General features: G+C 71.9%; 14 protein-coding genes. 10 read left to right on the top strand and 4 right to left on the bottom strand.

The window, feature by feature from the left end; genetic code table 11:
• Positions 1–22: 22 nt before the first annotated feature.
• The 10 genes from ABT154_RS25535 to ABT154_RS25490 all read left to right on the top strand — a co-directional run bounded on the left by ABT154_RS25535 (position 23) and on the right by ABT154_RS25490 (position 9,803).
• Entirely contained in the window at positions 23–556 is a 534-nt protein-coding gene (locus ABT154_RS25535; RefSeq protein WP_351859418.1) for an ATP-binding protein, read from the top strand.
• 80 nt (positions 557–636) lie between these two features.
• Positions 637–822 (top strand): hypothetical protein, encoded by a 186-nt coding sequence (locus tag ABT154_RS25530; protein ID WP_351859416.1) that lies wholly within the window; start codon positions 637–639, stop codon positions 820–822.
• 31 nt (positions 823–853) lie between these two features.
• Positions 854–1,771: a Fe(II)-2OG oxygenase family protein gene (locus ABT154_RS25525; protein WP_351859414.1), complete on the top strand. Its 918-nt coding sequence runs from the start codon at positions 854–856 to the stop codon at positions 1,769–1,771.
• 73 nt (positions 1,772–1,844) lie between these two features.
• Positions 1,845–2,909, top strand: coding sequence for a radical SAM protein (locus ABT154_RS25520; RefSeq protein ID WP_351859413.1), 1,065 nt, complete (start codon positions 1,845–1,847; stop codon positions 2,907–2,909).
• Positions 2,909–4,072 (top strand): enolase C-terminal domain-like protein, encoded by a 1,164-nt coding sequence (locus ABT154_RS25515; RefSeq protein WP_351859411.1) that lies wholly within the window; start codon positions 2,909–2,911, stop codon positions 4,070–4,072. Before ABT154_RS25520 ends, ABT154_RS25515 begins: the two co-directional genes overlap by 1 nt.
• Positions 4,069–4,779 carry an HAD family hydrolase gene (locus tag ABT154_RS25510; RefSeq protein ID WP_351859409.1) on the top strand — a complete coding sequence of 237 codons (711 nt, stop codon included), beginning with the start codon at positions 4,069–4,071 and terminating at the stop codon, positions 4,777–4,779. Before ABT154_RS25515 ends, ABT154_RS25510 begins: the two co-directional genes overlap by 4 nt.
• Before the next feature lie 86 nt (positions 4,780–4,865).
• Positions 4,866–5,942: a nucleotidyl cyclase domain-containing protein gene (locus ABT154_RS25505; RefSeq protein WP_351859407.1), complete on the top strand. Its 1,077-nt coding sequence runs from the start codon at positions 4,866–4,868 to the stop codon at positions 5,940–5,942.
• Positions 5,939–8,095 (top strand): phosphoketolase family protein, encoded by a 2,157-nt coding sequence (locus ABT154_RS25500; protein WP_351859404.1) that lies wholly within the window; start codon positions 5,939–5,941, stop codon positions 8,093–8,095. The genes ABT154_RS25505 and ABT154_RS25500 overlap by 4 nt, the downstream gene beginning before the upstream one ends.
• The gene (locus ABT154_RS25495; protein ID WP_351859402.1) at positions 8,095–8,946 is read left to right on the top strand and encodes a phytanoyl-CoA dioxygenase family protein; all 852 of its coding nucleotides are present in this window, start codon (positions 8,095–8,097) and stop codon (positions 8,944–8,946) included. Before ABT154_RS25500 ends, ABT154_RS25495 begins: the two co-directional genes overlap by 1 nt.
• A 44-nt stretch (positions 8,947–8,990) precedes the next feature.
• Positions 8,991–9,803 (top strand): class I SAM-dependent methyltransferase, encoded by an 813-nt coding sequence (locus tag ABT154_RS25490; protein WP_351859400.1) that lies wholly within the window; start codon positions 8,991–8,993, stop codon positions 9,801–9,803.
• Between the two features lie 29 nt (positions 9,804–9,832).
• Here the strand turns inward: ABT154_RS25490 and ABT154_RS25485 are convergent, their stop codons facing one another.
• The 4 genes from ABT154_RS25485 to haaA all read right to left on the bottom strand — a co-directional run bounded on the left by ABT154_RS25485 (position 9,833) and on the right by haaA (position 12,451).
• Positions 9,833–10,072 (bottom strand): DUF7660 family protein, encoded by a 240-nt coding sequence (locus ABT154_RS25485; protein ID WP_351859398.1) that lies wholly within the window; start codon positions 10,070–10,072, stop codon positions 9,833–9,835.
• 463 nt (positions 10,073–10,535) lie between these two features.
• Entirely contained in the window at positions 10,536–11,012 is a 477-nt protein-coding gene (haaN, locus tag ABT154_RS25480; RefSeq protein WP_351859396.1) for a cyclophane-containing RiPP N-acetyltransferase HaaN, read from the bottom strand.
• A gap of 85 nt (positions 11,013–11,097) precedes the next feature.
• Positions 11,098–12,258 (bottom strand): FxsB family cyclophane-forming radical SAM/SPASM peptide maturase, encoded by a 1,161-nt coding sequence (locus ABT154_RS25475; protein WP_351859394.1) that lies wholly within the window; start codon positions 12,256–12,258, stop codon positions 11,098–11,100.
• A 13-nt stretch (positions 12,259–12,271) separates the two neighbouring features.
• Positions 12,272–12,451, bottom strand: coding sequence for a HaaA family cyclophane-containing RiPP peptide (haaA, locus tag ABT154_RS25470; protein ID WP_351859392.1), 180 nt, complete (start codon positions 12,449–12,451; stop codon positions 12,272–12,274).
• Between the last annotated feature and the right edge of the window lies 1 nt (position 12,452).

The following is a 12,452-nucleotide window of genomic DNA, read 5'->3' as shown; positions in this document are numbered from 1 at the left end:
CGTCTCGCCACCAGGATCGGACATGCGGAAGGGCTGGGCGATGGCGTCCTCGGTTGCCACCTCGATCATCAGCGCGAGCCTCACGGGCTGCCGTGGCGTCCCCACGGCCGGCAGCAGCGCGCGCATAGCGCCGTCGCCCGTGGACGTCTCCTTCGTCAGCGACGCCTCGCGGGTCTCGCAGGCGCGGCGCATCGGAACGGCCTGGCTGCGCGCCCTGTGCCAGGTGCCGCAGGCGCGGGTCGACTCCGCCGAGGTGGTGATCTCGGAACTGGTCGGCAACGCGGTCGTCCACGGGACGAGCGAGGCCGTGGGCCTGCGCATGCGCCGCGTGGGCGACGAAGTCCGGCTGGAGGTCGACGACGGTTCGCCGTCCGAGGTACCGAGACCCCGGCAGGCCAGGGCCGAGGCGGAGCAGGGGCGCGGCCTCTGGCTGGTGGACGCGCTCGTGGCGGAGCTCGGCGGCAGCTGGGGGTTCACCGACGACGGCACGGTCGCCTGGTGCGTCTTTCCGATCACGCGGGAGACCTCCCCGATGAACGGGGGCCGGGCGGCATGAGCGAGGCGTTTGAGAACCCACCGTCGCGAGTCTCGCCAGGCACCCGGGTCGTCGTGTACGCGGATCGAAGCGCAGACGCGGTGATTTCGGCGCCCAGAGCCACGATCCCCCATCGGCGGTTCGCCCGGTCGCGCTGGGCCTTCCGCCACCCCGTTCGGCTGCTCCGCCGCTACGGCTTCGGCTGGTTCCAGTTCGCGGTCCTTGTCGTGCCGGTCCTGCTGATCATCCGGGTCGCCGTCGACCGCACCGACCTCCCGTATCCGTAGCCCACCTGCTGATTCCCACGAGGAGTGCTCCATGACTTCCCGCTCCGTGCCCGAATACCGGGTGACCCTGCCGAAGGAGCTCGTCGCCGACCTCGCCCGGCGGGCCACCGGCCTCCCCGAGTGGCGGCTCGGCAACGACGGCGAGCTCTCGCCCGAGACCGCCGCGCGGTACCACGGGGTGCTGGCCGGCCTGCCCCGCCTCGCCGAGTTCACCACGACCTGCCACCAGATGCTCGGCGCCCTCGACGGCGAGGGCTTCGCGGTCTTCGAGCTGGCCGCGCTGCTCGACGCGGCCGACTCCGAGGAGGCCGGCCTGCGGGCAGTGACCGCGCTGCTCTCCTTGATCGCGACGCCGCTGCGGGCCTTCGACCACTGGCCGCTGTGGCAGCCGCTCGGCACCAACCTCGCCATCGACCCGATGCACATCGACGTCGTGAACTCCACCCTCCCGTCGGACTACATCGCCCAGCTGTGCGTCCGCCCCGATCCCAGAGGCCAGGGCCACAGCCTGGTCTCGCAGGTGCGCCGCGCCGTAAACCGGCTCGGCTATGCAGACGCCGAGCTGCTGACCCACCCGCAGTACGTCGACGGGTCGTTCTTCGAGCTCACGGGCGTCGGGGAGGAGTGGCAGCCGTTCCCGATCCTCGACGGCCTGCCGCCGTCGGAGGGCTTCGTCCGGTTCACGGCCAAGATGCTCGCGGACGCCGACCCCGCCGACCCGTACGTCAAGGCGGCCCGGGCCCTGGAGCGCGAACTGATCGTCGGGCAGCGCCGGTTCCTGCTCGAGCGAGGCGACCTGCTCATCACCAACCAGCACCTGTGCTGCCACGGCCGCGAGGCCCTCGGCGGCGGCCAGGAGGACGTACCCGAGGACGAGCGCCGCCTCCTCCTGCAGATCTTCCTCCGCGGTCAGGCGCGGCACACGGCGACGCCGGAGGCCATGGCATGACGACCGTCACGGCGGGTGGGATCGCAGCACCAGACACCAGACACCAGACACCAGACACCAGAGAGGGAAGCCGATGCTCGAATCCGTTAGCCACCTGGAAGAGGTGGCCCGTGAGAGGAAGATCAACCGCGAGGACGTACTGCTCCTCGCGCTGAACAGCTGCGGGGCGCGCTCGTCGCTGGACAAGCCGCGGATGCGGTTTCGGCTGGAGCTGGACTCGCGGCCGGACGACCCGTCGTACCTGATCCTCTCCCTGGGCCGCGAGGACTCGCCCTTCGAGATCGACGAGCGCGAACTGCGGCTCCACGGCGAGCGGGTCGGCACGGTCGTCGGCATCGAGGACGACGACGCCGTGCTGGGCTACTGGCGCAACGGCACGAAGATGCTCACCCTCAACTCCAACGCGCGTTCGCAGTGCACCGGGTGCACGTTCTGCCCGAACACCTTGGAGGGCGCCTCGGACCCGGCGATCCGAGAACTCGACCTGCCCGGCTACTTCGCCACCCTCGCGGCGAACTCCGGCATGGCTGACTTGTCGGGCGTGGAGACCGTCACGGTGTGCACCGGCTGCTTCCTCTACGAGCACCTGGCCCTGGAGCACCTGGAGGGCGTGCGCGCCGCGATGCGCAGCACCGGCTGCGAGGGGACCCTGCACTTCCTGTCGTCAGTCCTCACCAGCGAGGCGGGGCTGGACCGGGCCGCCGAGCTCGGCCCGTTCCACCTGACGCTGACGGTGGAGTGCTTCACCAACAGGGCGAACATCCTCAAGCAGTCCAAGGCCGCACTGACGATCGACCAGATGGTCGCCACGCTCGGGGCGGCTAAGGAGCGGGGCATCGCCACGGACTTCACGTACATCGTGGGCCTGGACCCGATCGAGGAGGCCGTGGAGAACCTGAAGCGGCTGGTGCCGGTGACCACGACGTTCCCGCGGTTCCAGACGTACCAGGCCCACAACCCGTACATGGACGTCTACCGCACGCCGGGGTCGGAGACGATCGAGTGGAACCTGACGATGCGCCGCGCGGTTGAGGAGCTGTTCGCGGAGACGAGGCTGCGGCCGCAGTGGTGGCAGAACTACCGCTCGCCGTGGGCGTACACGTTCGCCGGTGAGCAGTTGACCGGGGCGCGGATCTGATGGCCGGGCGGGACGGCGGGGCCGTGACGGTGGTGCGGGCGGTGCGGGTGTGGCCGGTGGCCGGGCAGCCGGCCGGTATGCCGGAGGGATTGTCGGACGCGGTGGCCGCGGTGGCGGTGGCGCCGGCGGGTCCGTCCTGGCCGGAGCACCGGACGCGGTTCGCGATCGAGGTGGTCGGCGACGGGGTCTCGGGCTGGCACGCGCCCGTCGGGGAGGGCGTGGCGCGGCTCGTCGTGGACACCCTCGCCGACGGGCTCGTCGGGCACGATGCGGCGGCGCCGCGCAAGCTCGTCTACCGGCCGCGGGCGGGTCGGCACCAGCAGGGTGCGCATGCCCGTCAGGCCGTGTCGGCGGTTGAGCTGGCGTGCTGGGATCTGGCGTCGAGGGCCTCGGGCCGGTCGGTGCCGGAGCTGCTGGGCGGCACGGTACGGGAGCGGGTGCCGGTGTACGCGTCCGCGCTCGGCCTGGACCCGAGCCGTCCGGAGGCGGTGAAGGCGGCGGCGTGGATCGCCGAGCAGGGGTTCTGGGGGCAGAAGTGGCCGCTCACCAAGGAGTTGCTACGCCAGGGGCCGCGGGTCGTCGGCCGGGTGCTGGGGGCGCTGCGGGAGGCGGCGGGCGACGGCCGGTTCATGGTCGACGGGCTGCGCCGATGCCGGCTGGACGAGGCGCTGGCCCTGATGCCCGTGCTGGCCGACCTGGATGTCGCGTTCGCCGAGGAGCTGCTGGAGTCGGGCGGCTTCGCCTGGGCCCGGCTGCGGGCGGCCGGGGCCGGGGTGGCGATGGCGGCCGGTGAGCACGCGGTCGACGAGCACGAGCAGATGCGGCTGCTGACGGGCGGGTCGGTGGACGTGTGGCAGACCGACCCGGGCTGGTCGGGCGGGCTGGCCCGCTCCCTGCACACCACCGAGGTCGCCGCCGATCTGGGGATGGCGACGTTCCCGCACGGCGACCGGCTGTGGGCGGCGCTCGCGCTGGCCGGGGCGTGCTGCCGGGACAAGATTCCGGCGGTGGAGTGGCATCTGACGCTGGAGCCGCTGCGGCAGCAGGTGTTCGCTGAGGCCGCCGTCGTGGAGGCGGGGCTGCTGCCGTCGAGCCCCGGGGCCGGGCTCGCCCCGCTGCCGGTCACCTCCTCGCCGCTCCCGACGTGGGAGATCGGGTCGTGAGCGGCCGGGTGATGTGGTCCAGGGTGCGGGCGGTCTGCTTCGACCTGGGGGGCACGCTGGTGCGCCCGGAGCCGGTGGCGACGACCGGCCAGGTCGCCGAGGTCCTCGGCATCTCCTTGGAGGAGGCCCGCGCCCTGATGGGCAAGGGAGCCAAGCGGCGCCTGGTCACCCCGCGGGACCTCGCCCACGAGATCGCGGCCGACTTCGGGCGGCCCGGGCTCACCGGCCCGCTCACCGAGGTGCTGGAGCGGGCCCGGCGCCGGGCTGAGGAGCCGCAGCTGTACCCGGACGTGCCGGACATGCTCGCCGAGCTGCGGGCGAGGGGCTATGCCCTGTACGCCATGACCAACGCGCTCGGTTCCTCAGTGCCCGAGCAGGATCCTCCCGCGTTCCGCGAGCTGCTGGACGGCATCTTCTACTCGGCGCGCACCGGCGCGATCAAGCCGGAGCCGGAGGCGTTCGCCGCTGTCGAGCACGCCAGCGGGCTGCGGCCGGAGGAACTGCTGCACGTCGGCGACTCGATGAGCGCCGACGTACGCGGGGCCACGGCGGCCAGCTGGCACACGGCCTGGTTGGACCGGCAGCACACGACTGGCCCACAGATGCCGGCCGCGTCCACGCCGCGCCTGCACTCCCTCAACACCCTCCCGCTGCTGCTGCCCGCCCGGGCTGCGGCGGAAACGATCACATCGGAGGTGGCCGGCTAATGGAGCCGTCCCGTACGCCCCACCCGGAAGCACCGCCTGTCCACGATCCGCTGACCTCGTCTGTGCCGCTGTTCGACCCCAGTCAGATGCCGCTGCGCACCTGGTGCGAGGGCAGCCGCGAGGACGCGGTCACCGGCCTCGTCGCGTTCCCCGACTTCCACAGCCATATCCCGCGCTGCCTGACCGCCGCCTTGGACGAGGGACGGCTGGTGGCGCTGGCGATCGGGGACGTCGACGGGCTGAAGGACCACGTGGAGCGGACGAACTCCACCAACCCGACCTCCTACGGGCACTTGGCCGGCAACGAGGTCATGGCGACCGTGGGGGCCACGACCCGCGCGTGGTTCCGCGAGCAGCCCTTCGACTCCGGATGTGCGGCGACCTTCGGCGGCGACGAGGTGATCCTCGCCGCGGTCGTGGACGACGCCACCCAGTTCCACCAAGCCCTCGGGGTGCTGCGGGACCGGCTCGGCGCCGTACTGCCGGTGACGGTCTCCTTCGCCCTGATGTACGTCACCGCCGACGACCTGCCCGCCGAGCGGGAACGGAGCTGGAAGCACGCCTTCACCGACGCCCTGCTCGCGGCGGTGGACCGGACGCTGTTCACGCACAAGGCGGCGCGGCGAGCCGGGGGCGGCCAGGGCGGCATCATCGCCGTCACCCGACCGCCCCTCCTGTCCGAGTCCGACCAGGCGGGGCCTGATCCGGTGGTCCTGCTCCCGCTGCCGGCCGCGTCCGACGTCGTGCGTGTCGTGGCCCGGCCGGAGCGGATCGGCGGCCGGGACTTCCTGCTGCTGCCCTGTCGGGGGCCGGTCGGCCAGCGCGGTGCCCAGCTGCGCGTCACCTTCCCCACCGGCAGCTCCAAGACCGTCGTCGCCTACGCGCTGCGCGGCCAGGCCGCGGTGCCGTACGCGGCCCTCACCGACGGCGTGACCGGAGTGCCGCTGACGGTGCGGGGCGTGCGGGACCGCACCCCGCGCAGCGTGCCTGAGGACCTGGCCGCTGCCCTGGAGCGGACCGGGCTGGACTGGAGCGCGGTGCCCGCTCACGAGCAGGCGCAGATCCTCCATCTGATCACCGAGGCCGGCACGGAGGAGATCCGGGCCGGGCGGGTCACCGCCGCCGTGGACGCGGTCGCCGCCCGGAAGGGGGCGGCACGGTGACCAAGACCGCCCTGCTCCCCGGGCCCGCCGCCGTGGCGGGCCCGGGCGACTTCCCCGACTGGAGCCAGGCCGCCGCGCACGCCGCGGCCCGTGTGCCGGACGCGGCCGTGACGGCCGCGTGGCGGGCGCTGAACTACCTGTGCGCCGCGCAGCTGTACCTGAACGACAACGTGCTGCCCGCCCGGCCGCTGCGGGTGGAGGACGTGAAGGAGGCGCCGAGCGGACACTGGGGGGTGTGCCCACCGGTGAACTTCATGCTCGCGCACCTGGGGCCGCTCACCGCCGGACGGCCCCCGGGCAGCGAGGTCCTGGTCGTCCACGGCGCCGGGCACGCCGGGCCGTCGGCGCTGGCTCACGCGTACCTGACCAAGACCCTCACCCTGACCGGCAACGGCCCGGGCTGGTCCGCCGCAGACCTGCGCGCGCTCGCCGAGGGCTTCCCCCACACCCGCGCCTACGGCGGAGAGATCACGCCGCTCATCCCTGGCGTGCGCTACACCGGCGGCCAGCTCGGACCGGCGCTCGCCGTCGCGCAGGGCATGGTCCTTGACGCCCCGCACCGCCTGGTGGTCGCGCTGCTCGGCGACGGAGAGCTGGAGACCGGCGCCGCCGCGGCCGCCTGGACGGCCCGGCGGGCGCTGCTCGGGTCCGGGCTGCACGGCGCCGTACTGCCCGTCGTGCTGGCCAACGGCCTGCGGATGGGCGGCCCCTCCCTCCTGGCCGGGCTCGACGAGAACGAACTGCGCGCGTACTTCACCGGCCTGGGGTACGAGCCGTTCCTCCACGACGGCTCCGACGCCGCCGGCTTCCGGACGGTCCTGGCCGAGGTGTTCGCCAGGCTGCGGCCGCTCGGTGTCGCCCGGCTGCAGCCGGTCATCGTCCTGACCATGCCCAAGGGCGCGACCGGCCCCGAGCAGGTCGCGGGCCGCCAGATCGCCGGAACCCCGGCCGTCCACAAGACCCCGTTGAAGGATCCCGCCCGCAACCGGGAGGAGTTCGCCGCCCTCGCCGCCTGGCTTGCCTCGTACGAGCCGGCCGAACTGTTCACCGACCGGGGGCAGCCATCCGACCTCGTACGGCAGGCGCTGCCACACCCGCTGGCCCGGCCCCGCCCCGCCCCACCGGTAGCGCCGCTCGCCGTCCGGGGAGAACCGGCGTGGCCGCTGGTCAGCGCCGTGATCCGCGAGCGCGCCGCCGCTGGCTCGTTCCGGCTGTTCAGCCCGGACGAGGCCGCCTCCAACCGACTGCGCCTGGCCGACGCCGGGGACGACCGGCTGCCGGAATGGGCGAGCGAGATCCTCAACGAGGAGATCTGCCACGCCTGGCTCCAGGGCTACACCGAGACCGGCCGCGACGCGCTTCTGGCCACGTACGAGGCGTTCGCGGCGGTCAACACCAGCCTGCTCGTACAGCACCTGAAGCACCGCGGCGCGCGGACCGCGACCGGCATGGGCGGGCTACCGAACATCAACTACCTGATCACCTCGCTGGGCTGGCGCAACACCTACACCCACCAGAACCCCGGGCTCGTCTCAGCGATGCTGGAGACCGAGAACCCCACCGTGCACGTCTACACCCCGGCCGACGCCACCCGCGCGGCCGCGACCCTCACGGCCATGCTCACCGGGCGGGACCGGGCGAACTTCCTGATCGCCGACAAGCACCACAGGCTCACGTTCCCGCCGGACACCTTCCACGAGGAGATGACGAACGGCGCCGCGATCTGGCCCCACCTGAGTAACCCCGATCAGGAGCATCCGGACATCGTCCTGGCTTCCGCCGGCGATGTCGCGGCGCGCGAGCTGTCTGCCGCGGCCGGCCGGATCGCCGCCGCCCGCCCGGACACGCGCATCCAGTACGTGCACATCAACGACCTCACCGTTCTCGGCCAACCGGACACCTGGCCCGCCGCGCTGCCCGACGGCACCTTCGCCCGCCTGTTCCCGGCCGGCGTTCCCGTACTGCTGGCCACCGTCACGCAGGCACCGGCCGTACGGGCCCTCCTCGCCGCCCGCGGCGAAGCCGCCCGGGTCCGGGTGGTCGGCTACCGCGACCCCGGCCGCCCCCTTCCGTCCGCCGACCTGCTGGAGCTCTGCGGCATGTCCGCCGCCGCGCTCACCGCCCGGGCGCTCTCGATGCTCAAGGAGCCGTGATGACGACCCCGCCGTCCACACCCGACCCGAAGCAGCTGGCTGCCTTCGACCGCGACGGCCTCCTCATCCTGCGCGGCGCGCTCTCCCCCGAGGTCCGCGACCGCGCGGCCGAGGCAGCCGTACGGCTCCTCGCCACCGACCGCACCGTGGGCCGGGACCGCTCGGTCGATGGCAAGGACGGCTTCCGCGGCGTCGTCGCCCTGGACGACGCCTTCCTACCGCTCGTCGCCAACCCGGCCGTCCTGCCCACCCTCGTCGACCTGCTCAGCCCGAACATCCACCTGATGTCGAGCAACCTGATCGCCATGCCGTCCCTGCCCGACGAGCAGCGCACCATCCGCGTGCCGTTCCGGCACGGATGGCACCGCGACATGTCCTCCACCATGGCCGACCTCGGCGTCGAGCACACGCCTCGCCTGGCAATCAAGGTGGCGTACTTCCTCACCGATCCGGGACCGGACGCCGGGTTCACGATGTTCGTGCCCGGCAGCCACACCTGCACCGGGCCCGTCACCGTCCCTGAGGGGGACATCGACCCGCCCGGCGCGATCACTCCGGACATCGGCCCGTACGACGTGGTGCTCTTCGAGAACCGCACCTGGCACGCCGGCGGCCTCAACCGCTCCGGCCACGACCGGTTGGCCGTGATGATGCAGTACGGCTACCGGTGGCTCAACGCGGTCGACGACCCCGTCCCCGGCTTTCTCGACCGGCTGGACCTCGACGCCGTCGAGCGGCAGCTTCTCGGCGCCCGCGACCGCAACCCCGACGGCTCCGTCGCCCGCGAGGGCTCCGGCGCCCGTCCGATCACCGAGTGGTGGCAGCACCTGACTACGGCCCCGGCTCGTTGACCGATCACCCGCCCCTGACCGCACCCCCGCGAGAGACTGGACCCGTGACCTCCTCCACCCCCTCGTACAAGCCCAAAGAGCTGTTCGCGTCCACCGCGCCGTACTACGCCGCCTTCCGGCCCCGCTACGCGCCCGAGTTCTACGCCCTGCTCGCCGACCGATTCGGCCTGGATGGCACCCAGCGTGTCCTCGACCTCGGTGCCGGCCCCGGCATCATCGCCCTCGAACTCGCCCCGCTCGTCAGCGAGGTCGTCGCCGTCGACCCTGAGAAGGGCATGCTCGAAGAGGGCCGCCGCCTGGCCGCCGAACGCGGCATCACCAACATCACCTGGCGGGAGGGCGACTCCATCACCCTCCCGGCGATGGACATCGGGCCCGTGCTCCTCACCGTCATGGGCGCGGCCTATCACTGGATGGACCGTGACCAGGTGGCCCGCGATCTCGACCGGATCATCGAGCCCGGCGGAGCGATCGTCCTCGCCTCCGGCGGCGCCCCCGGCGACCTGGAGCCCGCCCCCTGGCTGCAGGTCGCCGACGAGGTCCGTACCCGCTACCTCGGCCCCGACCGGCGCGCCGGCTCCGGCACCTACACCCACCCCAAGGAACGCCACCAGGACGTCCTCGCCCGCAGCCCGTTCTCCCAGGTCGAAACCGCGCGCTGGGACCACACCATGGCCCGCACCGTGGACGAGGTCATCGGCTGGGTCTTCAGCCTCTCCTACTCCAGCCCCGCCCAGCTCGGCGAGAAGAAGGACGCCTTCGAGCGCGACCTGCGCGAGGCGCTGCTCGCCTTCGCCCCGTCCGGACGGTTCGACGAGGTGATCCGGACCGAGGCGGTCATCGCCACCAGGCCCTGAGCGACGCTGGAGAGCCGCGGAGCCCCGCTCTACTCGTAGCTGGTGGCTGCGTGGAGGGCTCGGGCAATGAAGGTCCAGTCTCCGTCAGGGGGGATCTGCTCTCCCCCTTGGCGGTACGCACCTGGGGAGTCGTTCACCCACGCTGCGAGTGCTTCGAGGAAGTCGTCCAGAGTGTTGTTCTCCCACTCGTGGCCACGGGCACGGAAGTCTTCGTGTAGGTCACGCAGGAAGGTGACCAGCTCTTCACGGCTGCGCGGTTCGGGGAGCATGGCGACAACGTACCCAGCGTGATCGTTCAGGATCCAGAGTCATAACAAGATCAGCGACCGGGTCGAACCAGGCGACCATCCACACGGCGCATCCGCTACGACACCGCCTTCTGGCAGGCGCTGCACCTCACTACAGCCTGCCGGGCAGTGTTGCCCTCTGTCGCGGTCGCCGGATGGGTGACGTTCAGCCGGTCCCAGAGCCCGGACGGCGGGTCCGGAATCCATCCCCACCGAGGTGCCTTGATGTACTCGTCCTCCAGGTGAGTACAAGCCCCTGGCAGGTGCGCGTACCGCGTGGGCGAGATCAGGATGGTGTCCGCAGGGAAGCCCCGCCATTCCCGCCGAATCGGCGACGCGGGCCGCTCCGCCCTGGGCGCGGTGCCGTTCGCCGGGCAGCAGCAGCCCAGTCCCACGATGAGCTCGCATCGTTCGCAGAGTTCTTCCTTCACAGCCCCGCGTCCCTTTACACCGTGCCGGTCGTCTCGATCCGGTAGACGATCTTCCCATCGAACTCGGCGAACCCGAGCGACTTGTAGAACGCGCGGGCGACGGGGTTGTCGCGGTCCGTCATCCACTCGACACGGCCGCACCCCGGGCGCGCGGCGGCCAGGGCCCGGAGTTCGTCCATGAGCTGGGCACCGATGCCCTGGCGCCGCAGGGTGTCGCGAACGTACAGCTCCTTGAGGAACAGGGAGTGAGTGGAGCCGGCCGCCGGCCACAGGAAGGAGTATGCGGCGAGCCCCACGATGTCCCCGGCCTCGTCCTCGACCAGGAGGGCGGAGGCCAGCGGCGGGGCGCCGAACAGCGCCTCCTCCACCTGCGCGCGCCGCTCCTCGAAGGGCTGGATCTCGGTCGATCCGTAGAACCGCTCGATCTCCTCGATCAGTTCGGCCACCGCGTGGACGTCCCGCTGCTCGGCAGGTCGGATCGTCACCGTCATCTACAACTCCTCGTTCCTCGATCGTCGTTCACTTCGCTCACCTGCTCCAACGCTCGACGCCTCAGCGGCGCTACGGCCCGCCGTCTCATGGAGACTGCGCGGTCGGCGCGTACGCGTCCCACCCGCTCGCGCGCAGCGAGCCCTGGACATGGCGGATCAGGTACTCCAAGTCCGCGCAGTAGACAGAGGGGTTCCGATAGCCGTGGGCAGCGCTGAAGCGGTGCGGGAGGTAGCCGCCTCCGCAGACCTCCACCAGAGGGCAGCTCTGGCACTTCTCGGCGAGCGCAGCCCTGCCGTCTGCCCGGTGCAGGAGCTTCGGGTGACGCGACGCCTCGTCGAAGGAGTGCTGGAAGACGTCGAGCTCGAGCCGGGAGGCGCCCTCTTCGACGGAGCGCAGCGTGTCCACGGCTTCCATCGTCCCGTCGGACTCGATCACGACACTCGTCGGCGGGGCCAGGCCGAGTGTCTCCACCGCACCGCGCACGCCGGAGCTGAGCGCCACGATGTCCTCCAGCATCCGGATGCTGTGCCGGTGCTCGGGCCGGGCGAGCCAGGCACCGTACACCCGGCTCATCCAGAGCCCGTACTCGGGCACGTCGAGGTTGTCTCGGTGCGGCGGGTCTTCGTGGGTGGCGTGTGGAAGACCGAAGTCGATGACCGGCGGCTCGAAGGACGCCAGGTAGTCGTGGACTTCGACAGGGTCGTTGGCCAGGTCCACGACTGCGAGGAGACCAGCGAAGAGGTGCGGCCGCTTCCGCAGCAGCTCGATGCCGCGCACGGCGGCCGCCGAGCTGGACCGACCGGTGTGGGTCAGTCGGTGCCGGTCGTTAGCGGTCGGGGGCCCGTCGAGGCTCACGCCGACGACCACCCCGTACTTCTCGAACAGGTCGAGCCACGCCTTCGTGAGGAGCGTTCCATTGGTCTGAAGCTCGAAGCGGACCTTCACTTCCGCCGGGACGCCTTCGCGTACGGCGTCGATGAGCTCGGTCACGTGGCGGCGGCCAGCCAGCATCGGCTCCCCACCGTGCAGGACGACATGGACGGCCGGCAGGCCGTGCGCCGTGGCGTGCTCGCCGATGCGCCGGCCTGCCTCCCTCGCCACGTCCACGCCGAGCCGGACGGGCAGGTGCCGCCACGACTGGTCGTTGGAGTTGAAGACGTAGCAGTAGTCGCAATCGATGTTGCAGCGGTTTGCGACCTTGAGGATGAAGGTCCGAAAAGGTGCGGTCTCTTCGAGCGAGTTCATCAAATGCCGACGCTCAGAACCACCAGGGCCAGATGAGCGACGCCGCGTGAGGCCCCTCGGCGAAGCCGTCCGCCTCGGACTTCTCCTCGTCGAGTCGCTGCTGTACGCGGGCGGCGATCCGTTCCAGGACTGCATTGCCCTCGATGGATTCTGGGCAGACGGGCGGCGCGAGCATGGGCGTACGTGGCGACATT

Origin of the sequence: Streptomyces sp. NPDC001728 (assembly GCF_040297565.1) — a bacterium.
Classification (GTDB): domain Bacteria; phylum Actinomycetota; class Actinomycetes; order Streptomycetales; family Streptomycetaceae; genus Streptomyces.
This window is presented reverse-complemented; position numbering and strand designations above follow the sequence as displayed.

Coding starts and splice junctions, on each gene's coding strand:
- ABT154_RS25535 (WP_351859418.1), top strand. CDS start 23: ATGCGGAAGGGCTGGGCGATGGCGTCCTCGGTTGCCACCTCGATCATC.
- ABT154_RS25525 (WP_351859414.1), top strand. CDS start 854: ATGACTTCCCGCTCCGTGCCCGAATACCGGGTGACCCTGCCGAAGGAG.
- ABT154_RS25520 (WP_351859413.1), top strand. CDS start 1,845: ATGCTCGAATCCGTTAGCCACCTGGAAGAGGTGGCCCGTGAGAGGAAG.
- ABT154_RS25515 (WP_351859411.1), top strand. CDS start 2,909: ATGGCCGGGCGGGACGGCGGGGCCGTGACGGTGGTGCGGGCGGTGCGG.
- ABT154_RS25505 (WP_351859407.1), top strand. CDS start 4,866: ATGCCGCTGCGCACCTGGTGCGAGGGCAGCCGCGAGGACGCGGTCACC.
- ABT154_RS25495 (WP_351859402.1), top strand. CDS start 8,095: ATGACGACCCCGCCGTCCACACCCGACCCGAAGCAGCTGGCTGCCTTC.
- ABT154_RS25485 (WP_351859398.1), bottom strand. CDS start 10,072: ATGCTCCCCGAACCGCGCAGCCGTGAAGAGCTGGTCACCTTCCTGCGT.
- haaN (WP_351859396.1), bottom strand. CDS start 11,012: ATGACGGTGACGATCCGACCTGCCGAGCAGCGGGACGTCCACGCGGTG.
- ABT154_RS25475 (WP_351859394.1), bottom strand. CDS start 12,258: ATGAACTCGCTCGAAGAGACCGCACCTTTTCGGACCTTCATCCTCAAG.
- haaA (WP_351859392.1), bottom strand. CDS start 12,451: ATGTCGCCACGTACGCCCATGCTCGCGCCGCCCGTCTGCCCAGAATCC.